Annotated in this window: 11 protein-coding genes; 3 read left to right on the forward strand and 8 right to left on the reverse strand. The window is 65.8% G+C overall.

Annotated elements, in window-relative coordinates:
- Positions 1-53 precede the first annotated feature (53 nt).
- From ACIPO9_RS23260 to ACIPO9_RS23275, 4 genes are all read right to left on the reverse strand, one after another.
- Positions 54-13,082 (reverse strand): BapA/Bap/LapF family large adhesin, encoded by a 13,029-nt coding sequence (locus ACIPO9_RS23260; RefSeq protein WP_400783769.1) that lies wholly within the window; start codon positions 13,080-13,082, stop codon positions 54-56.
- 472 nt (positions 13,083-13,554) lie between these two features.
- A complete protein-coding gene (locus ACIPO9_RS23265; protein WP_400783772.1) occupies positions 13,555-14,898 on the reverse strand; it encodes an MFS transporter in 1,344 nt (447 codons plus the stop codon).
- Positions 14,899-14,946: 48 nt separating this feature from the next.
- On the reverse strand, positions 14,947-15,867 hold the full coding sequence (locus tag ACIPO9_RS23270) for an SMP-30/gluconolactonase/LRE family protein (RefSeq protein WP_400783775.1): 921 nt from the start codon (positions 15,865-15,867) through the stop codon (positions 14,947-14,949).
- 83 nt (positions 15,868-15,950) lie between these two features.
- Positions 15,951-16,628: an RraA family protein gene (locus ACIPO9_RS23275; RefSeq protein ID WP_400609834.1), complete on the reverse strand. Its 678-nt coding sequence runs from the start codon at positions 16,626-16,628 to the stop codon at positions 15,951-15,953.
- A gap of 211 nt (positions 16,629-16,839) precedes the next feature.
- Between ACIPO9_RS23275 and ACIPO9_RS23280 the strand changes: the two genes are divergently transcribed.
- Both ACIPO9_RS23280 and ACIPO9_RS23285 read left to right on the forward strand, forming a co-directional pair.
- On the forward strand, positions 16,840-17,817 hold the full coding sequence (locus tag ACIPO9_RS23280) for a hydroxyacid dehydrogenase (RefSeq protein WP_400609832.1): 978 nt from the start codon (positions 16,840-16,842) through the stop codon (positions 17,815-17,817).
- A 75-nt stretch (positions 17,818-17,892) separates the two neighbouring features.
- On the forward strand, positions 17,893-19,218 hold the full coding sequence (locus ACIPO9_RS23285) for an MFS transporter (RefSeq protein ID WP_400783778.1): 1,326 nt from the start codon (positions 17,893-17,895) through the stop codon (positions 19,216-19,218).
- Positions 19,219-19,258: 40 nt separating this feature from the next.
- Here ACIPO9_RS23285 and ACIPO9_RS23290 read toward each other — a convergent pair whose 3' ends face one another.
- The 4 genes from ACIPO9_RS23290 to ACIPO9_RS23305 form a co-directional block, all read right to left on the reverse strand.
- A complete protein-coding gene (locus ACIPO9_RS23290; RefSeq protein ID WP_274129948.1) occupies positions 19,259-19,951 on the reverse strand; it encodes an IclR family transcriptional regulator in 693 nt (230 codons plus the stop codon).
- Between the two features lie 46 nt (positions 19,952-19,997).
- Complete coding sequence (gene greB / locus ACIPO9_RS23295) at positions 19,998-20,477, reverse strand: transcription elongation factor GreB (protein ID WP_274129947.1); 480 nt, start codon at positions 20,475-20,477, stop codon at positions 19,998-20,000.
- An 80-nt stretch (positions 20,478-20,557) separates the two neighbouring features.
- Positions 20,558-23,068 carry an ABC transporter permease gene (locus ACIPO9_RS23300; protein ID WP_400783780.1) on the reverse strand — a complete coding sequence of 837 codons (2,511 nt, stop codon included), beginning with the start codon at positions 23,066-23,068 and terminating at the stop codon, positions 20,558-20,560.
- The gene (locus ACIPO9_RS23305) at positions 23,068-23,751 is read right to left on the reverse strand and encodes an ABC transporter ATP-binding protein (protein WP_274129945.1); all 684 of its coding nucleotides are present in this window, start codon (positions 23,749-23,751) and stop codon (positions 23,068-23,070) included. Before ACIPO9_RS23305 ends, ACIPO9_RS23300 begins: the two co-directional genes overlap by 1 nt.
- Before the next feature lie 10 nt (positions 23,752-23,761).
- On the opposite strand from ACIPO9_RS23305, the gene ACIPO9_RS23310 reads away from it, so the two are divergent.
- Positions 23,762-24,367 (forward strand): arylesterase, encoded by a 606-nt coding sequence (locus ACIPO9_RS23310; RefSeq protein ID WP_274129944.1) that lies wholly within the window; start codon positions 23,762-23,764, stop codon positions 24,365-24,367.
- The last annotated feature ends 269 nt before the right edge of the window (positions 24,368-24,636 follow it).

Raw genomic sequence — 24,636 nt, forward strand, 5'->3', positions numbered from 1 at the left:
GGCGAACAGACTTCACATGATTCCCTTACTGTCGGTTTGCTGGCTGCCTTGCGTCACACCACGTGTATGCCGTTCTGTACCCACAAATGGTGGTTCGGATCCTCCGTTGGGGTGTATTGGGTATAGCCGATTCCATCGATTTGGTGGGTTCCGGTATCGGCAGTCCAGGTGTCGGTCATGTGCACGCTGTCCTTGCTGTCCCCCTTGATGACCAGCGTGTTGTTGTCCGATGAAGTGATCGCCAGCACGTCGGACAGGTTCAGGGTCAGCGACACGGCGCTGGTGGTGTTCAGGTCCAGGATCTCGATGTTGTGGATGCGGCTTTGCAGATCCCCCAGGTTGATCGCCGCATCGCCGCCGGCCCACAACAGCGTGTCGGTGCCTGTGCCGCCATCGACCGAGGCGAAGTGCTGGTCGGCGATGATCAGCGTGTCGTTGCCCGCGCCACCGTTGAGGGTGACGGCGCCGCCGTGGGAGCCGTCCAGCGTGTCGTTGCCGGCGGTGCCCTGGATCAGCTCGGCGCTGGAGGCAGGTCCGACGGCCACGAGCGCGCTGTGATCCTCCACCGCGCTCAGGCTCGAGAACGTGGTGGCGGTCACGGCACTGGCCTGGTCCAGGGTGACGACCAGGGTGGCGGTGTCGGTGGTGCCGTTAGGGTGCGTCAGTTGATAGGTGAATGTGTCCTGATGCCCGACCACCGCACTGGTCGACCCGGCGTTCAAGGTGTAGATGTAGCTGCCGTCGGCATGCACCAGCAGTGAGCCGTAGGTCCCGGTGAGGGTGGTGCCGTTGTAGCCCGGGGTGACGTAAGTGCCGGCCAGCAACACACTGAGCACGGTATAGGGCGAGCCCAGTACATCGACGCCGCCGCCTGCGGTGTCGGTCAGCAGGTTGCCCGAAACCGGCGTGTAGCTGCCGACCACGAACTGGTTGCTGTAGGTGGCGGTGTTGGTGACGGTCGTGGTGACGGTGGTCAGGAGGCTGACGCCGCTGACGGCGACTCTGACCTGGTAACTCCCGGCGGCCTGCCCGGTGAAATTGATGCCATAGTCGCCGCCGCCAATGCTGAGCAACGCATTGCCTGCGTAGGATTTGACCAGTTCATACTGGCCGCTGGTGGTGTTGAGCTTGTACAGCCCGACCGTCAGGCCGCCCAGCAGATTGAGCAGGTTGCTCGCATGCAGCACGACGTTGAGGTTGCCGGTGGCGTTGGCGGCGACGGTGGTGTTGTAGGAGCCACTGCCAGCACCCAGAACGATGCCGAAGCTGCCGCCGGTGGTCGAAGTATCCACCTTGTTCGCCAGGGTGATGCTCGAATGGGCGATGTCATCGGTGGCGTCCACCAGCAGTGCCGGGCTTGCCAGGCTGCTGTCGTTCCAGATCTCCGTGGCCTGCGGGCTGTCGATGCGCACGTAGAGGTTGGCGGTGCTGCTCAGGCCGTTAGGGTGCACCAGCTGGTAGCTGAACACATCGACCTTGCCGACACTGCCTACGCTGCCGTTGCTGGTGTAGCTGTAGTGGCCGCTGGAGTCGATGGTCAGCGTGCCGTACAGGCCTTGCACCGTGGTGCCTGCGCCTGCCGCGACGTAGCTGCCGCCTTTCATGATCTGCAGCATGGCACCGTTGTCCGGCCCGGTCTGGTCCACCTGGCCATTGGTGCCGACGTCGGTGATGACGTTGCCGGTAGTCGGAGTGCCTGCGGTGCCGTTGAACTGGGTCAGGCTGTGAATATCCAGTTCCAGCTGGGTGTTGACCGTGGTCACCAGGCCCACGCCGGAGCTGGACACCACCAGGCGGTAATCGCCGCTGAGCAGGTTGGCCATCTTCACTTGCAGCCCGGTGGTGCCCAGGCCCAGGAGGTCGAGCAGGCCGCCATTGCCGTTGACGTCCAGGGTGACCCAGGTGCCGCTGGCATTCTTCACTTGCAGCGTGTAGTTGATGCCGTTGAGCAGGTTGAGCAGGCTGGACGTGGTCAGTGTCAGCGTCGGGTCGATGGTGGTGCCGCTGGCCACGGTGAAGCTGTAGGTCTTGGTGAAGCCTGCGAGCAGGGTGGAGAACGAGTCGGTGTAGTTCTGCACCACGGTCGCAGGTGTGATGTTGACCGTCGCGACGGCCAGGTTGTCGCTCGCGGTCACCGGCGCATTGGCGTCGATGTCCGGTGCAGTGACGTTGGCGCCCACCGAGACGTTGCCCCGCAGGTCGGTCAGGCTGACCACCAGTTTTTCGCCGTTGATCTGCGCCGCGTTCAAGGTGACGCTGAACACGCCGGTGCCGCCGACAGTGCCGGTGCCCAGCACCACGCCGGTGGCGGATTTGACCGTGACGGTCGCACCGGCTTCACCGTTCCCGCTCAGGCTCAGGCCATCGCCGCTGACCACCAGGGTGGTGGCGGCAACCGGAGGCGTGAGGTCGGGGGCCGTTGCGCTGGCCACCGTCGACACGTTTCCGGCCGCGTCGGCCTGGGTCACGTTCAGCACTTCGTTGTTGATCTGCGGCGTGTTCAATGCCACGGAGAAGGTGCCGTTGGCGGCCACCGTTGCAGTGCCAAGTACCAGCCCTGCGGCGGTGCGCACGCTGACGGTGGAGCCCGCAACGCCGGTACCGGTCAGCAGTGTGCCGGTGGCATTCACTGCCACGCCGGTCGGGGCGCCCGGTGCCGTGGTGTCCGGCGCGGTCAGGGTGCCTGCCGCCGAGACGTTGTTGGCCGCATCCACCAGTCGCACGGTCAGGGCCTGGCCGTCGAGCTGCGCGGTGTTGAGTGTCACGTTGAAGGTGCCGGTCACGCCGACCTGGCCAGTCCCCAGCAGCACTCCGGTTGCGCTGTATACGTTCACCGTGGCACCGGCTTCGCCGGCACCGGTGAGGGTCAGGCCGTTGGCGGCCAGCGCCAGAGACGTCGGCACCAGCGGCGCCTGGATATCCGCAGCGGTGAGGTGGCCGACAGGGGACAGGTTGCCCGCAGGATCGCTCTGCTGGATGTTCAGCACCTGGCCGTTGAGCTGGGCGCTGTTCAGGGTAATCGCGAAGGTGCCTGAAGCGTTGACTACCCCTGTGCCGAGCACCGTGCCTGCCGCGTTGGTGACCTTGACCGTGGCACCGGCCTCGCCCGTACCCGCCACCAGAAGCCCGGCGGCGTTGAGCGAAAGGTTGCTCAGCGCTGCGGGTGGGGTGGTGTCGGGGGCGGTGAAGGCCGTACCGGTGGAGACGTTTCCGGCGACGTCCGCCTGGGTCACGGTCAGGGCCTGGCCGTTGAGCTGCGCGGCACTGAGGGTGACCGAGAACGTACCGTTGGCGGCCACCAGTGCAGTGCCGAGCACGCCGCTGGCGCCGCGGACGGTCACGGTGGCACCGGCTTCGCCCAGGCCGCTGAGCACCAGCCCTGCGGCATTGATGCCAAGCGAAGTCGGCGCAACCGGAGCGGTGATGTCCGGAGCCGTGATGTTGAGGGACGTCGATGCGTTGCCCGCGACGTCCGACTGATGGGCGCTGAGAATCTGCCCGTTGGCCTGCGGCGTTGTCAGCAGTGCGCTGAACGTGCCGTTGGCGCCCACCACGGCGGTGCCCAGTACGGCCCCGCCCGGTGCATTGATGGTCACGGTCGCGCCGACTTCACCACGGCCGGTCACCAGGGTGCCGGTGGCGTTGATGGCAAGCTCGGTGAGCGGTGCCGGTGGCGTGGTGTCCGGTGCGATCAACCCGGTCGGCAGGGAGATTTCACCCGTGGTTGCGGTGGCGGTCACCTGCAGGCTCTGGCCGTTGGCCTGCGCCGAGGAGAGCGTCACTGTGAAAGTGCCGCCGGCTCCGGTGGTGCCTGTGCCAAGCACGGCGCCCCCCGCGCCATAGACGGTGATGGTGGTCCCGGCTGCGGCTGCGCCGGTGAGTGTCAGGCCACCGCCCGAGAGCGCCAGTTGCGTCGGCGCATCCGGTGGCAGCAGTGAAGGCACGGTGAAGTTCACGCCCAGCGAATGGTTGTCGCTGGCGTCCGTCTGCACCACGTTGAGCACTTGGGTGGATGGGATGGTGCTGGTCAGGTTGATGGTAAAGGTGCCGTCGGCTGCGACGACGCCGGTACCGACCGTCAGACCCGCCTGGGTCACGACCACGGTGGCGCCTGCTTCACCCCGGCCGACCAGTTGGGTATGGGCGGCGTTGATGGTCAGGTTCGTCACCAGCGCCGGAGCGGTGGTGTCGGGCGCCGTGACCACCAGGACCGGCGAGTGGTTGTTCGCACCGTCGGTGGCGACCACAGAGAGCAACTGGCCGTTGGTCTGCGCAGAGCTCAGGGTGATCTGGAACTGGCCGCTGGCGTTGGCCTGCCCGGTACCCAACACCACGCCGGCGGCGGAAGTGACGGTGACGGTGCTGTTGGCTTCGGCGGTCCCGGAAAGGATGGTGCCTCCGGCGCTCAGCACCGCACCGGCCGGAATGAGCGGCGGCGTGGTGTCCGGTGCAGTGACCGGGACGGGCGTCGAGTCGTTGTTCGCCGTGTCTACCTGCACCACCGTCAGCACCTGCCCGTTGAGCTGGGCGCTGCTGAGCGAGACGCTGAAGGTGCCGTTGGCGTTCACGGTCCCGGAACCCAGCAGCGTGCCGGTGCTGCTGGTCACGGTGATGTGTGCACCGGCCTCGCCGTTACCGGTGAGCACCAGACCGTTCTGGCTGACAGCCAGGCCGGTCACGGGCAGTGGATCGGTGACGTCGGCCACCGTGTAGGTGGCGACGTCCGAGCGGTTGGTCGCGACGTCGGTCTGGGTCAGGCTGAGCACCTGGCCATTGAGTTGCGGGCTCGACAGCGAGACGCTGAAGGTGCCGTCCGCGCCCACCGTGGCGGTGCCCAGTACGGCGCCGCTGGCGCTGGTTACCCGCACCAGCGCGCCGATTTCGCCGGTGCCGGTCAGGGTCAGGCCGTCCGAGGTCAAGGCAGTGACCGCAGGTGGCGCCGGTGGCGTGTGGTCGATGGCGGTGACCGTCGCGGGCAGGGAAGGGTTGCCCGCCCCATCGCGCTGCACCACGCTGAGCACTTCGCCGTTCAGTTGTGCCTGGGTCAGGGTGACGGTAAAGCGCCCGTCGGCGCCGACAGTGCCGGTGCCCAGGGTGAAGCCGGCGGCATTGGTCACCAGCAGTTGCGCACCGGCTTCACCGGTACCGGTGAGGATCAGCCCGGTGTTGTCCACGGCCAGTTGCGCGACTGCGGCAGGCGGCGTGGTATCGGGCGCGATCAGGGTCCCTGCGACCGACGCATTGCCTGCGGCATCGGTCAGCACCACGAACACTTGCTCGCCGTTGTGCTGGGCCTGGGTCAGGTTGATCAGGAAGCTGCCGTTGGCGCCGACGCTGCCGGTGCCGATCACGGTGCCGTTGGCCAGGGTCACGCGGATAATCGCGTCGGGCTCGCCGTTACCGGTCAGGGTGCTGCCGGTGGCGTTGAGCAGCAGGTTGGTGGCCGTTTGTGGCGGGGTCAGGTCAGGCGCGGTGACAGTCACCGGCGCGCTGATGTTGCCCGGTGGGTCGGCCTGCTGAACGCTCAGGACCTGATGGTTGAGCTGAGGCGCGTTGAGGGTGACGCTGAACGAGCCGTTGGCCAGAACCACGCTGGTGCCCAGCACATTGCCCGCCGCATCCTTGACGGTGACAGTCGCGCCGGCCTCACCGGTCCCGGTGACCAGCAGCCCCGAAGCGTTGATGGCGACGTTGTTCAGTTGATCGGGTGCGGTGGTGTCAGGTGCCACCAGGCTCGCAACAGGCGACACGTTGCCCGCCGCATCGGTCTGGACCAGGGTCAGGACCTGAGCGTTGGTCAGCGGGTTGGTCAACACCAGCGTGAAGGTGCCGGTGCTGCCCACCAGGACGTTGCCCAGCACGTTGCCGCTGCTGTCGGTCACGGTCACCCGCGCGCCAGCCTCACCGTGGCCGGTCAGGGTCTGGCCGTCGCTGGAGATTGCCAGTTGGGTCAGGGCCAGTGGTGCGGTGGTGTCCACCGTGGTCAGACTGCCGGGCAGAGAGGTGTTGCCCGAGGCGTCGGTCAGGGTGACCGACAGCAGTTGGCCGTTGTTCTGCGGCGTGGTCAGGGTGATCGAGAAGCTGCCGTCGATGCGCACGCTGCCGGTGCCCACCAGGGCACCGGACGGGTTGTAGACATTGACTGTGGCACCCGCTTCGCCGGTCCCGGACAGCACCGTGCCGTCGCTGGTGATCGCAAGGGCCGCTGGTGCGAGAGGCGCCACGAGGTCCGGTGCGATGAGGTTGACGCTGGGTGATTCATTGCCGCTGGGGTCAGTCTGGCTCAGGTGCAGTTGTTGTCCTGCCGTCTGGGCGGCGTTGAGGCTGAGGCTGAAGGTGCCGTTGGCGGCAACCACCGCCGTGCCCAGGGTCACGCCTCCGACGCCGGTCACCGTCACGGTGGCTCCGGCCTCGCCACGCCCGGTCAGTGCCAGGCCATCGGCGGCCAGCACCAGGTTGCTCAGGGCCGAAGGTGCGGTGACGTCCGCCGCGGTGTAGGCGGTGGACAGCGAGTTGATGCCGTCGCTGGAGGTGGCGCTGGCCGAGAGGTGTTCACCATTGAGCTGCGCGGCGCCGAGGGTGACGCTAAAGGTGCCGTCGCTGCCCACCAGTGCCGTGCCCAGGACCGTCCCTGAAGCGCTGCGCACGGTGACCGTGCTGCCGACGTGGGCGGTGCCGGTGAGGGTCAGGCCGTCGGCACTGAGTGACAGTTGCGTCGGTGCCGGTTCGGCCAGCGAGCCTGGCGCGGTGACCGTGGCGCTGGGCGAAGCGTTGCCGGCGGCGTCGGTCTGAATGACGGTGACACTGGTGCCCGCACCGGCTGCCGGGGTCAGGGTCAGGCTGAAGTTGCCGTTGCTGCCGACCGTGCCCGTACCCAGCTGATTGCCGCTGGCATCGCGCACCACGACCGTGGCGCCGACTTCGCCGCTGCCGGCCAGGGTCACGCCGTCGGCGCTGATCGCAAGGTTGGCCACGGCGGCAGGCGGGGTGCTGTCACCGGCCTGGAACGCGGCGGCAGGCGAGACGTTGCCCGCGGCATCGGTGGCGGTGACGCTGAGGTTTTGTCCGTTGAGCTGAGGACTATTCAGCACCAACTGGAATGTACCGTCCGCTGCCGTCGTACCGGTGCCCAGCACATTGCCCGCCGCATCGCGCACGGTCACCGTACTGCCCGCTTCGGCGGTACCGCTCAGTTGCAGGCCGGCCGGGTTCAGGGTCAGCCCCAGTGGGCTGTCGGGGGCGGTGTGGTCAACCGAGATCACGGTCACGGCGGTGGACACGTTGCCGGGTGGATCTTCCTGGGTAACGGTCAGCACCTGGGCGTTGAGCTGCGGTGGATTGAGGGTCAGGCTGAACGAGCCGTTGCTCGCCACCAGGCCCGTGCCGAGCAGGGTGCCATCGGCGCTGCGCACGGTGACGGTCGCACCGGGTTCACCATGGCCGATCACCGTGGCGCCGTCGGCATTGACCGACACCTGGGTGAGCGCGGCAGGCGGGGTGATGTCCGGGGCATCGACGGTGACCGATGGCGAGACGTTGCCGCTCGGGTCGGTCTGGCTGATGTCCAGGGTCTGGCCATTGTTGGGGGCCGGGTTGAGGGTGACGATGAAATTGCCGTCACTGCCGACCACCGCGCTGCCCAGCAGAGTGCCGTTGGCGTCGGTCACCTTGACCGTGGCGCCTGCCTCGCCGGTGCCGCTGACGGTGCTGCCGTCGGGGCTGATCACACCCACCTGCACAGCGGCGGGCGGGGTCTTGTCGACGGTATTGAGCGGGGTGTCCGCAGAGGTGTTGCCCGCAGCGTCGGTGAGGGTGACGTGCAACGGCGCGCCGGTGTTCTGGGCGCTGGGCAGGGTCACCTGGAAATTGCCGCTCTGATCGACTGTGCCGGTCGCCAGCACGTTGCCGGCCGCATCACGCACGGTCACAGTCGCGCCCGCTTCGCCCTGGCCGCTGACCACGGTGCCGACGTTGTTGATGGTCACCCCGGTGGCGGCGGCCGGTGCGGTGAGGTCCGGCGCGTTCACGGTGGCCGGTTGCGAAGGGTTGCCTGCCGGATCGCGTTGGGTGGCGGTCAGCGCCTGGGCATCGATCTGCGCTGCGTTCAAGGTCACGTTGAAGCTGCCGTCGCTGGCCACCACGCCGGTGCCGAGGACGGTGCCCGCGGCATTGGTAATGCTCACCGTCGCGCCAGCCTCACCCCTGCCGGAGACCACGGTGCCGTTGCCATTGATGGTCAGTTGGGTCAGGGCATCGGGCGGCGTGTTGTCGGCGGCGACGATGGTGCCTGGCACCGAGGTGTGGCCATCGGCATCGCTGGCAGTGACGTGCAGGGTCTGCGCGTTGATCTGCGCGAAGGCCATGCGGATGTTGAAGCGGCCCGCGCTGTTGACCACACCGGTCCCCAGCGGGCTGCCGTCGTTGCCGGTGATAGTGATGGTGCTGCCCGGCGTGCCGGCGCCGGTCAGGGTGAAGCCATCGGAGCTCAGGACCAGGCTGCTCGGGGTCGCCACTTGGGTGCCATCGGGGCCTGTGAGTGGCGAAGGTGTCGAGTCATTGCCGGCGGCGTCGGTGCTGATGACTTGCAGGCTGCTGCCATTGGCGGCAGGCGTGGTCAGGGTCACCACAAACACGCCGTTGCTGCCCACGGTGCCGGTGCCCAGGATGGTGCCGGTGCTGGTCTGGACCGTGATGGTGGTGCCAGCCTCGCCGGTGCCGGACACGCTGGTGCCGGTCGGGTTGATCGCCAGGTTGCCGACGGGTGGTGGAGGCGTGGTGTCCGGTGCGTTGACCGGCGCAGGCACCGATGTGTTGGTGCCGTCGGTGGCGACCACCTGCAGCGCTTCACCGTTGGTCAGCGGTGTAGGCAGCGTCAAGGTGAATGTCCCGCTTTGACCTACGACAACGGTGCCCAGTGACTGACCGTTGGCGTCGAACACCTGCACGGTGCTGCCGATTTGAGCCGTACCCGACACGATGGTCCCGGTGTCATCGACGCTCAGGCCGCTCGGCACTGCCGGGGCGGTGACATCGGGAGCCGTGACGTTGGTCACCGGCGAGGGCAGGGTGCTGGCGTCGGTCTGGGTCACGCTCAAGACCTGGCCGTCGAGTTGGGCTGGGGTCAGGGTCACACTGAAGGTGCCGTTGGCAGCCACCACGGCGGTGCCCAGAACGGTGCCGCTGGCGTCCTTGACGGTCACGGTATCGCCCGCCTGGCCGTTGCCGGTGACGGTCGCGCCGTTGCTGCTGATGCCCACGCCAGTCAGGCCTGGCGGCGGGGTGGTGTCGGGAGCGGTGAGGGAGGCATTGGGCGAAACATGCTGCGCGGCGTCGGTCTGGTTGACCACCAGCACCTGGCCGTCATTGAACACGCCCGAAAGTGAAACCGTGAAGGCGCCTGTGCCATCGACCACGGCAGTGCCAAGCAGTGCACCGTTCGGCCCATACACATGAACCGTGGCGCCCGGTTCACCAACGCCGGAAAGCTCGTTGCCGGCTGCGTTGAGGGTCAACTGGGTCGGCGCGACCGGCGCCTGCAGATCCGGCGCAATCACCGGCACCGGTGTCGAGGTGCCTGGCGAGCCGTCTGCCTGGGTGACGCTGAGGTTCTGGCCATTGATCTGGGCCGAGGACAGGTTGACCTCGAAACGCCCGTTGGCGCCGACCACCGCCGTGCCCAGGCTGTTGCCCGATGCATCGTTCACCGTGACGGTCGCACCGATCTGGCCATTACCGGTCACCACCTGGCCATTGGCGGAGATCGTCACATTGGTGACGCTGTCAGGCACTGTCAGATCGGGTGCGGTCACAGGCGAAGGCTGCGAAACGTTGCCCGCAGGGTCGGCCTGGGTCACTTGCAGGACTTGCGAATCCACCTGTGCGGTGGTCAGCGTCAGGGTGAAGTGGCCATCGCTGCCCACCGTGCCTGTGCCGATGATCGCCCCGGACGGGCTGCGAACTGTGATGCTCGCGCCTGCTTCACCGTTACCGGTCAATACCCGGCCCTGGCTGTCCAGCGCAAGCCCGGTCAGCGGCGCTGGCGCCTGGGTGTCGGGAGTGACGTAGGGCAGGACTGGCGCTGCGTTGCCTGCGCCGTCGACAGCGCTGATGGACAGGGTCTGGCCGTTGTTCTGCGGGCTGCTCAAGGTCACGTTGAAGTGCCCGTCGGCGGCGACGACCGCAGTGCCGAGCACATTGCCGTTGCTGTCGCGCACCGTGATGCGCGAGCCTGCTTCACCCAGGCCGCTGAGCACGGTGCCGTTACTGCCGATGCTGAGATTGGTCGGTTGCAGCGGGCCGTCCAGATCGGCGGCATTGACCGTCGTGATGGGTGACGCATTGCCAGCGGCGTCGGTCTGCAGCACGCTCAAGGTCTGGCCGTTGGTCTGTGCGCTCGACAGGGTGGCGCTGAAACTGCCCGTCTGGCCAACCACTGCGGTGCCGAGCACGTTGCCCTGGTCATCTTTGACGGTAACGGTGGCGCCTGGCTCTCCGCGTCCTGTCAGGGTCAGGCCGTTGTTGCTGACCGCAAGGTCGCTGACGATGGCGGGCGGGGTGGCGTCCGGCGTGACGACGGGAACGCTCACGGAGTCCTCGCCGCCGCTGACGGCCACCACGTCCAGCGTGGCGCCGGTGATCTGTGGCGGATTGAAGGTCACGTCGAAGGTGCCGTTGGCCGCCACGGTGGCGCTGGCGATGACCGTGCCGTTGGCGTCGCGCACTTCGATCAGGCTGCCAGGGGTGCCGGTACCGGTCAGGTGCGTGCCATCGGGGCTGAGCGCCAGATCGCCGGGAGTAGCGGGGCCGACCGCGTCAGGGGCGATGACCGAAACAGGCGGCAGGTGGTTGCCCTGGGCGTCGCTCTGGGTGATCTGCACCACATCGCCCGGATGGACGGCTGGCGAGAGGGTGGTCTGGAACGTGCCGTTGGCCGCCACCACGGTGGTCACCGTGACGCCGCCGCTGGTAATGGTGATCGTCGCCAGCGGTTCGCCTTTGCCGGAGATCTGCGTGCCGTCGGCACTGATCACCACATCGGTGACCTGTCCTGGTGGCACGGTATCGGGTGCGGTGACCTCGACCGGCGCAGAGCTGTTGCCAGCAGCGTCGGTGGTCACGACGTCCAGGTGCTCGCCGTTGATCTGCGGCGAACTGAGGGTCACGCTGAAGTGGCCGTTGACGTCGGCCCGGCCGACGCCGATGACGGTACCCGAAGCATTGCGAATCAGGATCCGCACGCCGGGGTGGGCGATGCCGGTCAGGGCCAGGCCGTCTGCGGAAATCGACAGGTCGCTGGGCGCCACGGGTGGCGTGGTGTCATGGGCCTGGACCGCGACATTGGGCGAGGTGTTGTTGGCGGCGTCAGTGAGGCTGACCTGCAGCACCTCACCGTTGACCTGGGCAGGGGACAGGGTCACCTGGAACGAGCCGTCGGCGCCGACGACAGCGGTGCCCAGCACGTTGCCATTGGCATCGATCACCGTCACCCGGGCGCCCACTTCGCCGTGGCCGGTGAGCAGCGTGCCGCTGTTGCTGATGGCCAGGTCAGTCGGGGCATCGGGTGGCGTCTGGTCAGGGGTGCCGGGATTGTCGATGTCCGGTGCAAGGGCCTGTGCCGCGCCCGAGACATTGCCTGCCGCATCGGTGGCGGTCACGCTCAGGGTCTGCCCGTCGACTTGCGCGGGGTCGAGCGTGAGGTTGAACGTGCCATCGGCCGCAACCACGCCGCTGCCGAGCAGGGTGCCGTCAGCAGCGCGCACCTGAATGGTCGCGCCGGGTTCGCCGGTACCGGTCAGGTGTGTGCCGGTCGCGTCCACCAGCAGGTTGGCCGGTGCATCCGGTGAGGTGGTATCGCCTGCGGTGGCCGTACCTGGCGTCGAGGTATTGCCCGCTGCGTCGGTGGCCGTCACGGTCAGGGTCTGGCCGTTGGCTTGCGCGGGGCTCAGGGTGAGGTTGAACGTGCCATCGGCTGCTACCACGCCGCTGCCGAGCAGAGTGCCGTCCGCAGCGCGCACCTGGATGGTCGCGCCGGGTTCGCCGGTACCGATCAGGTGTGTGCCGGTCCCGTCCACCAGCAGGTTGGCCGGTGCTTCCGGTGCAGTGGTGTCGCCTGCAGTAGCAGTGCCGGACGCCGAGGTATTGCCAGCAGGGTCGGTGGCCGTGACGGTCAGGGTCTGGCCGTTGGCTTGCGGCGGGTTGAGCGTGAGGTTGAACGTGCCATCGCCTGCCACCACGCCGCTGGCGATCAGGGTGCCGTCGGGTGCGCGCACCTGGATGGTCGCGCCCGGTTCACCGGTACCGGAGAGATGCGTGCCGGTCCCGTCCACCTGCAGGTTGGACGGTGCATCCGGTGCGGTGGTGTCGCCTGCGGTGGCCGTACCCGGCGCCGAAGTATTGCCGGCGGCGTCGGTGAGGGTGACGTTGAGGTTCTGGCCGTTGGTTTGTGGCGCATTGAGGGGGATTTCGAAACGCCCATCGCTGCCCACGGTGCCGCTGCCCAGAATGTTGCCGGAGGCATCACGTACCGTGACCCGCGCACCGGCCTCGCCTAGCCCGCTCAACATCAGGCCGTTGGCGGAAACCAGCAGGCTGGTCGGGGCATCGGGCGCCGTGGTGTCGCCCGGTGTGCCGCTTCCGCCACCGCCACCACCGCCGCCGCCACCCGACACGGCCGCCGCGCCGCCGGCGCCCAGCAGGCCCAGGCCGGCAATGGCCCAGGCCGAGGTGGCGCCACTGACCACGCCGGTGCCGGCGATCAGTTCGTCAATCGAGGAAATCTCTTCGAAGGTGAATCCTTCGAACGCTTGCGCGTTGTACTGCGCTTGCCAGAGGGCGCCGTCCTCGCCCTGGAAAACCATGTCGCTGGCGACCCCGTCAGGGCCGGGGGTGAAAAAGTTGGCAACCTTGATGTGCTCGCCATTCTTCAGATTGACGACCAGATCCTGACCGCTGCGGCTCACGGAAGCCACCTTGTCGGGGGATACGGGCATTTGGACTACAGCGGGGTTTTTGAGCTGCAGATCGCCCCAGGCATGGGCATCAATCTGAGAGGTTGCTTTGTCAGCGACAACGACGTTTTCCATTTCCAAAATCCTTTTGCTTCGCTTTCACAAAAAACAACTACGCGACAATTCCTTGGGCGTGGGTGTGCCGTTCATGCCGTCCAGGATCCATACGGAGCGCGAGTCAGACCTGTTCTACTTGTTAACTGGTTGGCGAGGCGGGACGCACCCGTGACCTCGATATGTGCATGGATCACCAAACGTTAGATTGGATCCACGCGAGTTCAATGCACGGGTTTTGACGTACGGGTGTATCCATTCGGATTGAGGGCGCTAACCCCCTGAATGGAAAAGAAAGCGTGCCGATGTTCGCGTAATCACCAGCGGTCTGATATTTCAGAAATAATGTCGAAACCCTTCAAACGAGGGTGCGTGTGAAGCGGCGTGATGGTCGGACAGCGGCTGGAAAAAACAGAGGCGGGCGGGAATTCGATCAGTTTCGAGTCTGGCAAAAGTCGACCGCCTCCAGGTGGAGGCGATCATAGGGTCAGGATCAGTTCGTTGCAGTGGGTTGAAGCGGCGGGGTAGATACAGGCTTGCGCCGCGCCGGGTCACCCAGCCACAGCATCAGGCAGGTGCCGATCATCAGGATCGACGCCACGGCATAGAAGGGGCCTGAATAGGACTGGGTGGCGTCCTTGATCAGCCCGATCATGAACGGCCCGACAAAGCCGCCCAGATTGCCGATGGACACGATCAGCGCCAGCCCGCCCGCTGCCGCGCGGCCCGTGAGGAAGGTCGAGGGGATGGCCCAGAACGTTGCCTGGAAACACAGGATGCCGGCCACCGCGCAGGCCAGGCTTGCGATCTTCAGCACCGGCGCGTCGATCAGCGCCGCACTCACCAGCGCCAGCGCGGCGAAAGCCAGGGCGCTGACCACGTACGGCAGGCGCTGCTTGCTGCGGTTGGCCAGGCGTGCCCAGAGCGTCATGCTGATGGCGCCCAACACATAGGGCAGCGCCGCGACCAGGCCGACGGTGCTGTTCTGCATTCCCAGGCTCTTGATGATCTGCGGCATCCACAGTCCGATGCCGATGGAGCCGACGATGCAGCAGAAGTTGATCGCCGCCAGCACGAAGACCTTCGGGTTGGTCAGCGCGCCGCGCAAGGTGTTGCCATGGGAGGCACCGATGGCCGCCTGCTCGCTGCTCAGCCGCTCGGACAGCCAGGTTTTTTCCCGCTCGCTCATCCAGCGCGCCTTGGCCGGGGAGTCCACCAGCACGAACAGGCAGGCAATCCCCAACAGCACTGCGGGCAGGGCTTCGGCCACCAGCAGGAACTGCCAGTTCTTCAGGCCCAGGATGCCATGCATGTCCAGCAGCCAGCCGGACAGGGGCGATCCGAAGATGTTGGCCACGGGAATGCCCAAGAGGAAGGTAGCGGTGGCTTTTGCCCGCCACTTTCCGGGAAACCAGTAGGTGAAATACAGGTACACGCCGGGCGTGAAACCGGCCTCGGCCAGGCCCAGCAGGAAGCGCATGATGCTGAAGCTCACGGGGCCTGTGGCGAAGGCGGTGCCGATGGAAATCAGGCCCCAGGTGATCATGATCCTGGCAATCCAGATACGTGCGCCGAAACGCTGCATCAACAGGTTGCTGGGGATCTCGAAAATGAAATAGCCAAAGAAGAACAGGCCGGCCGCCCAGCCGAACATCGTGGCGGTCAGGCCCAGGTCCTTGTTCATGCTGATGGCGGCGAAGCCCACGTTGGTGCGGTCCAGGTAGCTGATGACATAGCAGGCGAAGATGAAAGGCAGGATGCGCAGCATCACGCGGCGCAGCAGCTTTTCACCCTCGGCATCGGACAGGCCGGGGAGGGCCGGGTTTTCTCGGGTCATGGCGTCACTTCTTCTTGTCGTTGTTATGGGGGACTGCGGTGCCGGTGGTCAGCTATGGGAATACATGGCCAGTCCCGGCACGGGCGTACGGACTTGCAGGATGGAGCCGGTGTGCGATTCGGTAATGAACAGTGTTTTGCCGTCTGCACCGCCGAAGGCCAGGTTGGTGTTGCTGATGCCTTCGCACGAAACGATGCGCTGCAGTGGCTCGCCAACCCTGGACAGCCGCCAGACCGAGCCGAAGCCGGTGTGGGCGATGTACAGGTTGCTTTCGGCGTCCAGCGCCAGGCCGTCCGGACCGCCCAGGCCGCCATGCAGTTGGGCGAACACCCCGACTTTGCTGATGATCGAGCCGTTTCCCAGCGGAATGCGCCAGATCTGCTGGGCGCGGGTCACGGCGATCAGCAGGTGATTGAGCTTGGGGTCGTAGACGATGCCGTTGGGGCTGGGCACGGTGTTGAGCAGGCACGTCAGGTTGCCCGTAGCGTCGAGTTTGTAGACGCGTCCGGTGGGATCCTGCAGCCCGGTCTGGCCCTGATCGGTGAAGTACATGTCGCCGTTGGGCGCGAACACCAGGTCGTTGACGCCCTTGAAACCTTCGGAGCCGGCCGATTCGAGAAACGGCTGAATGTGTCCGGTGGCGGCGTCCAGCACCATGATTCCGCGTTTGTAATCGGTGATGAAAATGCGGCCGTCGCGGTGGATCTTCAGGCCGTTGGGCCAGCCATCGTACTCACAGACCAGCGTCCACTCGCCTGCGGGAGAAATGCGGAAAATCCGCCCGTAGGGAATGTCGGTGACGTACAGGTTGCCGTCGCGGTCGAACGACGGCCCTTCCAGGAACGAATCGATCAACTGGCCCTGGCGGTTGCCGTCTGCCCAGGCCGTGCGGCGCGGCTTGCGAAAGTGCTCGGGCAAGCGGGTGAATACGGTGGTTTCGACGATCTGTGGTGCGGGAAAGAAGCTCATGGCGGCTCCTGCTGCAATCAAGGGGCGTGGCGGGAAGGTGGCGATGCATCACGGGGTGCCAGGCAGACACCCCGTGGCGGCCGTCATTGCGGCAGGGCGCAACCTTTCTGCTGGAGGGATTTGAGGACCCAGCTGCGGTCGTTTTCACCGCGGGCGATCTGCTCCAGCTGCTTGACCTCGGCCGCGTGCTTGGCGTGGGCGCGGTCGTACACAGCCGCCACCTCGTCATAGGGCACGCAGAGCAGGCCGTCGTCGTCGCCGATCACCAGATCCCCTGGCTCGATGACCATTCCGGCAATGGCAATGGGTACGTTGACCTCGCCCGGACCGTCCTTGTACGGGCCGCGATGGGACACGCCAGCGGCGAACAGCGGGAAGTCGCCGGCACCAATGTTGGCGGCATCGCGGATCGCGCCGTTGATGACGATGCCGGCCACGCCGCGCTTGACCGCGTAGGCCACCATCATCTCGCCGATCAGGGCGTTGCTCAGGTCGCCGCCGGCATCGACGACGATCACGTCGCCCGGCTCTGCGATGTCGATTGCGTAATGCAGCATCAGGTTGTCGCCAGGGCGCGCCTTGACCGTCAAGGCAGGGCCTGCCAGCACGCCGGCGCGGTGCATCGGACGCAGGTTGGCGCCGCCTGCGGTCATGCGGTTCATCGAGTCGCTGACATTGGCCACGGGCACTTCACGAAACCGTGCGACCCACTCCGGGCTCACTTTGCGCTGGGCTTGCAACACTCGAAATCCGATTGTCATGGGCATTCTCTCTTGAAATTGTGCTATGCCACCGGCTGTGATCGCCGGGTCTGAAAATAGAATTGCATTTCATAATTCGAATATCAACGGTCTTTGATGACGAATTTGATGGGCGGTAAAGCAGTCAAATTTTTAATATTGCAACGGCGTTTCATTGTGATAGGGTGTTTTCAGGCCCGCTGAGGGCCAGCCATAAAAACAAGGTGACACCATGACTCGCAAAATCCTCCTGACCGGCCTCGCGCTGGCTCCCGATGCAATGGCGCTGGCTGCCTCCAGAGGCGTCACCGTGATTCCCACCACGCCCTACATGCCCGCCGAGCAGATGGTCGAAACCCTCAAGGCCGAGCAGCCAGACGCCATCGTGGTGCGCACCGGCAAGCTGACGCGGGAGATGATCGACGCCAGCGCGAACCTCAAGATCATTGCCAAGCACGGCGTGGGCTACGACACCATCGACATCAAGGCTGCGGCCGAGCGTAAGGTGCCGGTCACCATTGCAGTGGGTGCCAATGCGCAATCGGTGGCCGAGCACGCCTTCGCCCTGATGTTCAGTGTCGCCCGGCGCACCGCCTGGCTGGACGCACGGGTGCGAGCCGGGCACTGGGACAAGGCCACTGCCAATGGCACCGAACTGTTCGGCAAGACCCTGGGCCTGGTGGGGCTGGGCGCCATCGGCAGCGTGCTGATGGACCTGGTCGCGCCGCTGCGCATGCAGGTCAAGGTGTATGACCCCTATCTCAAGCAACTGCCGGCGCGCGATCATGTGAGCCGTGAGGAGAACTTCGAGCGTCTGCTGCAAGAATGCGATGTGATCAGCCTGCATTGCCCGCTGACGGACGCCAACCGCAACCTGTTCAGCACCGAGCAATTCGCGCTGATGCGGCCCGGCAGCCTGCTCATCAACACTGCCCGTGGCGAGCTGATCGACACCGCAGCCCTGGTTCAGGCCCTGTCCAGCGGGCAGATCGGCGGCGCAGGGCTCGACACCTTCAACCCCGAGCCGCCACCGGCCGACAGCCCGCTGTGGGGCCTGGTGAACCTGGTGGCCACTCCCCACGTGGGCGCCAACACCCTGGAGGCCCGTGAACGTGTTGGCCTGGTCGCCGTGCAGCAGATTCTCGATGCCCTGGATGGCCACGCGCTGGATCCGCGCTGTGTGGTCAATCGCCAGTTGATCGACGAATGAACGCCGCTCGCCGTCCCGGGACGGCGAGCTGGCAAGCCGGCGTCATCTCCACAACAATAAGCACAGGAGAACCCCATGAATGTGAAAGCAGAGGTCAGTGAACTGGAGCAGGCAACGATGCGCCGCGTGGCGTGGCGCCTGCTGCCGTTCCTGATCGTGTGTTACCTGATCGCGATCATCGATCGCGGCAACATCGGCATGGCTTCGCTGCAGATGAACCATGACCTGGGCCTGACCCCGGCGGTGTTCGGTCTGGCCAGCAGCCTGTTTTTCGTCTCGTACTTCCTGGTCGAGGTGCCGAGCAACCTGGCGCTGCAGCGTTTCGGCGCGCGAGTCTGGATTGCGCGGATCATGATTACCTGGGGTCTGGTGTCGGCCGGCACCGCGTTTGTCGAAGGCGCGAACTCGCTGTACATCATGCGGTTTCTGCTGGGTGCGGCCGAGGCGGGGTTCTTCCCCGGCGTGCTGCTGTACCTGACCTACTGGTTGCCATCGGCCTACCGTGCGCGGATGGTCGCGATCTTCATGGTGGCGATTCCGGGGGCGAACTTCCTCGGCTCGCCACTCTCGGGTTATCTGCTGACGCTGGACGGCATGTTTGGCATGCGCGGCTGGCACTGGCTGTTCATTCTGGAAGGCATTCCGGCGGTGCTGCTGGGGATCGCCTGCCTGTTCGTGCTGACCGATCGCCCCGATCAGGCCAAATGGCTGGCGGACGATCAGCGCGAGTGGCTGGTGAACCGGCTGGCCCAGGAACGTGCGCAGAAAACCCAGATCGGTCATATCTCGCTGTGGCAACTGCTCAAGCACAAGGACATCTGGGCGATGGTGCTCATCTACACCGGCGCTTCGGCGGCCGGCAGCACCATGAGCGTGTGGGCGCCGCAACTGCTCAAGACCTTCGATCTGGACAGCCTGCAGATCGGCCTGATCAATGCGATTCCTTACGGTCTGGCGTCGTTGTTCATGATCCTGTGGGGGCGCAGTTCCGACCGTCGCAACGAGCGGCGCTGGCACACTGCAGCCACGCTGTTCCTGATCGCGGCAGGTCTGCTGCTGGCGCTGGTGACCTCATCGCTGGTCGCCACCGTGGTGTTGTTGTCGATGGTGTTGATCGGTGCGTATTCGATGAAGGGGCCGTTCTGGGCGCTGGCGTCGAGCTGGATGTCCAGCAGCACGGCGGCGGCGGGGCTGGCGGTGATCGGCGCCTGGGCCAACCTGTTTGGCGGCGGCCTGATGGTCAACGTCTACGGCGCGATTCATGGCGCCACCGGCAGCTACGCCCTGGGGCTGATTCCGCTGGCGTTGCTGAACCTGGCCGCCGGCACCATGGTGCTGGTGCTGGGCCGCAAGCATCAGCGCAATCAGGCTCAGGGTGCCAACCCGGCCAGCGTCGGCTGACCCTTTCTTCTCGCCACTGGCCAGGCTGGGCGGGGGATCCTTACTGGATCCGCCCACCCAGGCTGCGCGTCAGATCTTCTGCCACTTCCATGAACACCGCCCGCAGCGAGTCGGCGCGCTCGGCGTTCAGGCGGCCGGCAGGTCCGGACACCACGATCGCACCCATCAACTCCTGCTGCGCACCGAAGATCGGCATGGCCATGGACGCCGAGTGAGGGTCTGTGATCCCGGCCGAATAAAACGGTTCGGGATGCTCGGCGGCCCGTGCGAAGCTGCAACGCAGCGCCTCGGCACTGGCGGCACCGTCCATGGGGCGGATGTCGCCGGGCTGCAGGTGCAGGCGCAGACGGTGCGGGGAGTTCACCCGGTACTGGCACATGCGGTAGGCGCCGTGGCGCACGTAGAACGAGGCGGTTTCTCCGGTTTCGTCGCACAGCCGGTGCAGGCGTGGCAGGACGTGTTTTTCGAGGTCCAGCGACTCCTGATACACCGCGTTCAGGCGCATCACTTCACTGGCCAGAGTGTAGCGACCGTCCGCCAGGCGATTGACGAATCCGAACGTCTCCAGCGAGACCATCAGCCGCATGATCGTGCTCTTGATCAGGTCGGTGCGCTCGGCCAGTTCCACCAGGGTCAGTGCGGTATCGCCGGTGCGGAAAGCCGTCAGCACGGTCAGCACTCTGTCGGCGGATGCCACCCCGTTCACGGCGGGACGCGGTTTGGTCTTGACCATCAATTGCTCCTCGGTAACGCCGCGCGTGGACTGGCGGCGTTCAATTTCAAGCGGGTTTTTCGTAGGTGATGCTCAGCACGTACCAGAGTGCCTCTCCGGTCGGCGTCTGCACCGAGAATTCCTCGTCCACCTGCTTTTTCAGCAGGGCGCGGGCCATGGGCGAGTCGATGGAGATGTAGTCCATGCGGCCATAGATTTCGTCGTAGCCGACGATGCGAAAGCGCTTGGTTTGGCCGTCTTCGTTTTCGATCTCGACCCACGCACCGAAGAACACCCGGCCTTCCTGTTCCGGGGCGTAATCGACCACGCGCATGTCTTCCAGACGCTTGCGCAGATAGCGCACGCGGCGGTCGATTTCGCGCAAGAGCTTCTTGTTGTACTGGTAGTCCGCGTTCTCGCTGCGATCGCCCAGGGAAGCCGCCCATGCGACCTTCTGGGTGATTTCCGGACGGTAGACGCGCCACAGGTGATCGAGTTCTTGCTTGAGGGCGGTGTGGCCTTCACGGGTACAGATGTTGGTGCTCAAAGGACTTCTCGGTGGTGAAGGGAGTGCTCCATGCACGATGCCGACATCTTTGCTGTCGGCATCGTCAGGGTCAAGCCTCGTCAGCCTTCGCGCAGCACCGTCAAGGGGCTGGCGTTTAGCGCGCGGCGAGTGCCGAACACGCCTGCGGCGCCGACCAGCAACGCGCCGATCAGCGGCAGCAGCAACAGCCAGGGGTGCGGATGCCACTGCAGGGAAAAGGCGTAGCGGTACAGCACGAAACTCACCAGCTCGCAGCCCAGTGCCGCCAGCACGCCGCTCACCGCACCCAGCAGGCCGAACTCGATGCGCCGGGCTCGGGTCAGCAGGGCGCGGTTGGCACCCAGGGCCCGCAGCAATGCACCCTGGCGGATGCGTTCGTCCAGCGTGGCCTGCAAGCCGGAGAACAACACCGCAAGGCCTGCGGCGAGCACGAACAGCAGCACGTACTGCACCGCCAGGGTCACCTGATCTAGGATGCTGCGCAGTTGCTCCAGCAGCGCCTCCACTTGCAGGATGGTCACGGCCGGGAAGGCGCGGGACAGCTCGACGATTCGCTGGTCGTTGCCGGGGGCCAGATAGAAGCTGGTGAGGTAGGTGGTCGGCACATCCTTGAGGGTGCCGGGCTGGAAGATCATGAAGAAGTTGGGCTGGAAGGTGTCCCAGTTGATGTCTCGCAGGCTCGTGACCTTGACCTCGTGGGTCGCGCCGCCGATCACAAAACTCAGGGTGTCCCCCAGCTTGATCTCCAGGCTTTTCGCCAGCTTGGTTTCCACCGAGACGCCCGGTATGCCTTCAGCCGGCGCCTGTTCATTGTTCCACCACTGGCCCTCGGTGATGGTGTTGCCTTCCGGCAAGTTGGCCGCCCAGGTCAGGTTGAGGTCGCGCTGGGTGGCGTTTTCACCACGGGAGTCCTTGGTGACGAACTTGGTCACCGGCTCGCCATTGATGCTCATCAGCCTTCCCGGAATCATCGGGTACAGCGGCGCGGCGTGGGTCGAAAGACGGCTCATGCGCTCGCCGAAGTTGTCGCGCTCGGCGGGCAGGATATTCAGCGCGAAGTAGTTGGGGGCGTCCTTCGGCAACTGGTTTTGCCAGGTGTCGAGCAACTCGCCGCGCAGCAGGGCGATCAGCCCCATCGACAGCAGGATCAGGCCAAAGGCCAGGGATTGCCCGGCAGCTGCCATGGGGTGACGCAGCAACTGGCCCAGGCCCAGCCGCCACGGCAGTGACGCGCCTGCCAGCAGGCGGCGCAGGCTTTGCAACGCCAGCAGCAGGATGCCACCCAGGACCAGCGCTGCGACCAGGCCACCGCCGAGCAGGGCGAAGGTGAGGATCAGGTCCAGGCTCAGGCGCCACATGATCAGGCCCAGCGCCAGCAGCGCCGCGCCGTACACCAGCCAGCTGCTGGCCGGGATCGGCAGCATGTCGCGGCGCAATACCCGCAGTGGCGGCACACGCCCAAGCGCTGCCAGTGGCGGGAGGGCAAACCCCGCCAGTGCCACAAGGCCCGTACCGATGCCTGCCACTGCCGGCAGCCAGCCTCCAGGTGGAACGGCTGCGGGGAGCAGGTTTTCCAGCAAGTAGAACAGCCCCAGTTGCGCAAACCAGCCGAGCAGGGCGCCGGTGACGCTTGCGGCGATGCCGAGCATGGCCAGTTGCAGGCTGAACAGCACCAGTGCCTCGTTGCGTGACAGCCCCAGGCAGCGCAGCAGCGCACTGGCGTCGAAACGGCGGACCGCAAAGCGCGCCGCCGACAGGGCCACGGCCACACCGGCCAGCAACACTGCCACCAGGCTCGCCATGTTCAGGTAACGCTCGGCCTTGCCCAGCGCGCCACCGATCTGCTGGTTGCCGTCACGGGCGTCGTCGATCTTCTGGTTGGCGGCAAGTGCAGGCTCGATAGCCTTGCGATATGCCGCCAGATCCTGCGGCGTGCCGCGCCACAGGTCGCGGAAGCTGACGCGGCTGCCCGGCTGCACCACCTTGGTGGCCTCAAGGTCGGCCATGTTGATCATCACCCGGGGCGTCAGGCTGTAGAAATTGCCAGCGCGGTCGGGCTCGTAGGTGAGCACGCGGGTGAGTTTCAGGCTGGTGGAGCCGACGTCGATGCTGTCGCCGACCTTGAGGTTCAAGGCGACCAGCACTCGCGCTTCGGCCCAGGCCTCTCCGGGGCCGGGCTCACCGCCGCTGGTTTCGGGCTGGTAAGGCGCATCGGCACTCTTCAGCTCGCCTCTGAGCGGGTAGGCGGCATCCACCGCCTTGACGCTGGCCAGCTGGATGCCGTTGTCGGTGGCGACCACGCTGGAGAAAATCACGATCTGCGAGTGGTCCAGCCTGAGCGCCTTGCCAGCCTCGATCTGCTCGGGCTTGGCCGGCGTGGAGCCACTGAGGATCAGGTCGGCACCCAGGAATTCGGTGGCCCGCAGCAGCATGGCGCTGTTCAGGCGCGAGCCGAAATAACCAATGGCGGTACTGGCGGCCACGGCGACCACCAGTGCGAAAAACAGCACGCGCAGCTCCCCGGCGCGGGCATCGCGCAACAGTTGGCGGGCGGCGAGGCTGAGCAGGCGGGCGAACGGCAGACGTGCCATCAAGGCTCCATGGGGGTGACCAGGCGGCCACCTTCAAGACGGATCAGACGCCGGCAGCGGTGGGCCAGGCGTTCATCATGGGTGACCAGCACCAGCGTGGTGTTGCGCTCCTGGTTCAGTTCGAACAGCAGGTCACTGATGCGCTCGCCGGTGTGGCTGTCGAGGTTGCCGGTGGGTTCGTCGGCGAACAGCACGTCGGGGTCGGCGGCGAAGGCGCGGGCAATCGCCACTCGTTGCTGCTCGCCGCCAGAGAGCTGGCGCGGGGTGTGGGTCAGGCGCTGGCCCAGGCCTACCCGTTCCAGCAGGTGCCGGGCCTGCTCGCGGGCGTCTTTGCGGCCTTCCAGCTCCATGGGCAGCATGACGTTTTCCAGGGCATTGAGGCTGTCGAGCAACTGGAACGACTGGAACACGAAGCCTACGTGTTCGGCGCGCACGCGGGCGCGCTGGTCTTCGTCGAGTTCGCTGAGGTTGCGCCCTGAAAGGGTGACCGAACCTGTGCTCGGCAGATCCAGCCCGGCCAGCAGACCCAGGAGGGTCGACTTGCCCGAGCCGGAGGCTCCGACTATGGCCAGGGTATCGCCCTTGTTCAGTTCCAGCGAGAGTTCGTGCAGGATGGTCAGGTCACCTTCGGTGCTGGGGACCACTTTGTTCAGGTTCCGGGCACTGAGAATACTTTCGCTCATGGAGAATCCGATGCGTGCGTGGTTATTGAGTGCTGGCCTGGGTTTGCTGCTTGTGTGTCAGGCAGCGACAGCAGGTACGGTGCTGATCGTTGGGGATAGTATCAGCGCGGCTTTCGGCCTGGATACCCGCGTCGGTTGGGTCAGCCTGCTGGAAAAGCGCCTGGCAGAGCAGGGCTACAAGGATAAAGTGGTCAATGCCTCGGTCAGCGGCGATACCAGTGGTGGCGGCCAGGCGCGGCTGCCGGCGCTGCTTTCCGAGCACAAGCCGGACCTGGTGATCCTCGAACTGGGTGGTAATGACGGCCTGCGTGGGCAGCCACCTGAACAATTGAAACAAAATCTTGCATCGATGATCGACAGCGCTCGCGCCGCCGGTGCCAAGGTGCTGCTCTTGGGCATGCAGATCCCGCCCAATTACGGCGCGCGTTACACCCAGGCGTTCAAGCAGGTGTATGTGGACCTGGCCGAGCAGAAGAAGGTGGCGCTGGTGCCGTTCATGCTTGAAGGGGTGGGCGGGGTGCCTGAGTTGACCCAGGCGGATGGGTTACACCCGGCGGCGAATGCGCAGCCCAGGTTGCTGGATAACGTCTGGCCGCAGTTGAAGGCGTTGCTTTAGGGTTGGCTCTGGATTCTTGCGTTGTTGCCCTTCGGGCCTGGTCGCGGGCAAGCGCGCTCCTACATTTGTTGCAACGTGCCATGGCCTGATGGACCGGGTTGGTAGCCTTTGGGTTCACTTGAGGTTGGGTTGGAATGCCAGAGCGGACAAGGCGATCTTTCAGACCTCGGCACGTTGCAACAAATGTAGGAGCGCGCTTGCCCGCGACAAGGCCCGAAGGGCACCAGAGTCGCAATCCCAAGCCAACCCAGAAAACACCCCAACCCCGA

The sequence above is a fragment of the Pseudomonas sp. NPDC090203 genome, assembly GCF_044746765.1.
GTDB classification, from domain to species: Bacteria; Pseudomonadota; Gammaproteobacteria; order Pseudomonadales; family Pseudomonadaceae; genus Aquipseudomonas; species Aquipseudomonas putida_AD.

Bases quoted from the DNA above. Each gene is read 5' to 3' on its own strand.
- ACIPO9_RS23310 (WP_274129944.1), top strand. From the start codon at position 23,762: ATGCGTGCGTGGTTATTGAGTGCTGGCCTGGGTTTGCTGCTTGTGTGT.
- ACIPO9_RS23290 (WP_274129948.1), bottom strand. From the start codon at position 19,951: ATGGTCAAGACCAAACCGCGTCCCGCCGTGAACGGGGTGGCATCCGCC.
- ACIPO9_RS23280 (WP_400609832.1), top strand. From the start codon at position 16,840: ATGACTCGCAAAATCCTCCTGACCGGCCTCGCGCTGGCTCCCGATGCA.
- ACIPO9_RS23275 (WP_400609834.1), bottom strand. From the start codon at position 16,628: ATGACAATCGGATTTCGAGTGTTGCAAGCCCAGCGCAAAGTGAGCCCG.
- ACIPO9_RS23300 (WP_400783780.1), bottom strand. From the start codon at position 23,068: ATGGCACGTCTGCCGTTCGCCCGCCTGCTCAGCCTCGCCGCCCGCCAA.
- ACIPO9_RS23260 (WP_400783769.1), bottom strand. From the start codon at position 13,082: ATGGAAAACGTCGTTGTCGCTGACAAAGCAACCTCTCAGATTGATGCC.
- ACIPO9_RS23265 (WP_400783772.1), bottom strand. From the start codon at position 14,898: ATGACCCGAGAAAACCCGGCCCTCCCCGGCCTGTCCGATGCCGAGGGT.
- ACIPO9_RS23270 (WP_400783775.1), bottom strand. From the start codon at position 15,867: ATGAGCTTCTTTCCCGCACCACAGATCGTCGAAACCACCGTATTCACC.
- ACIPO9_RS23285 (WP_400783778.1), top strand. From the start codon at position 17,893: ATGAATGTGAAAGCAGAGGTCAGTGAACTGGAGCAGGCAACGATGCGC.
- ACIPO9_RS23305 (WP_274129945.1), bottom strand. From the start codon at position 23,751: ATGAGCGAAAGTATTCTCAGTGCCCGGAACCTGAACAAAGTGGTCCCC.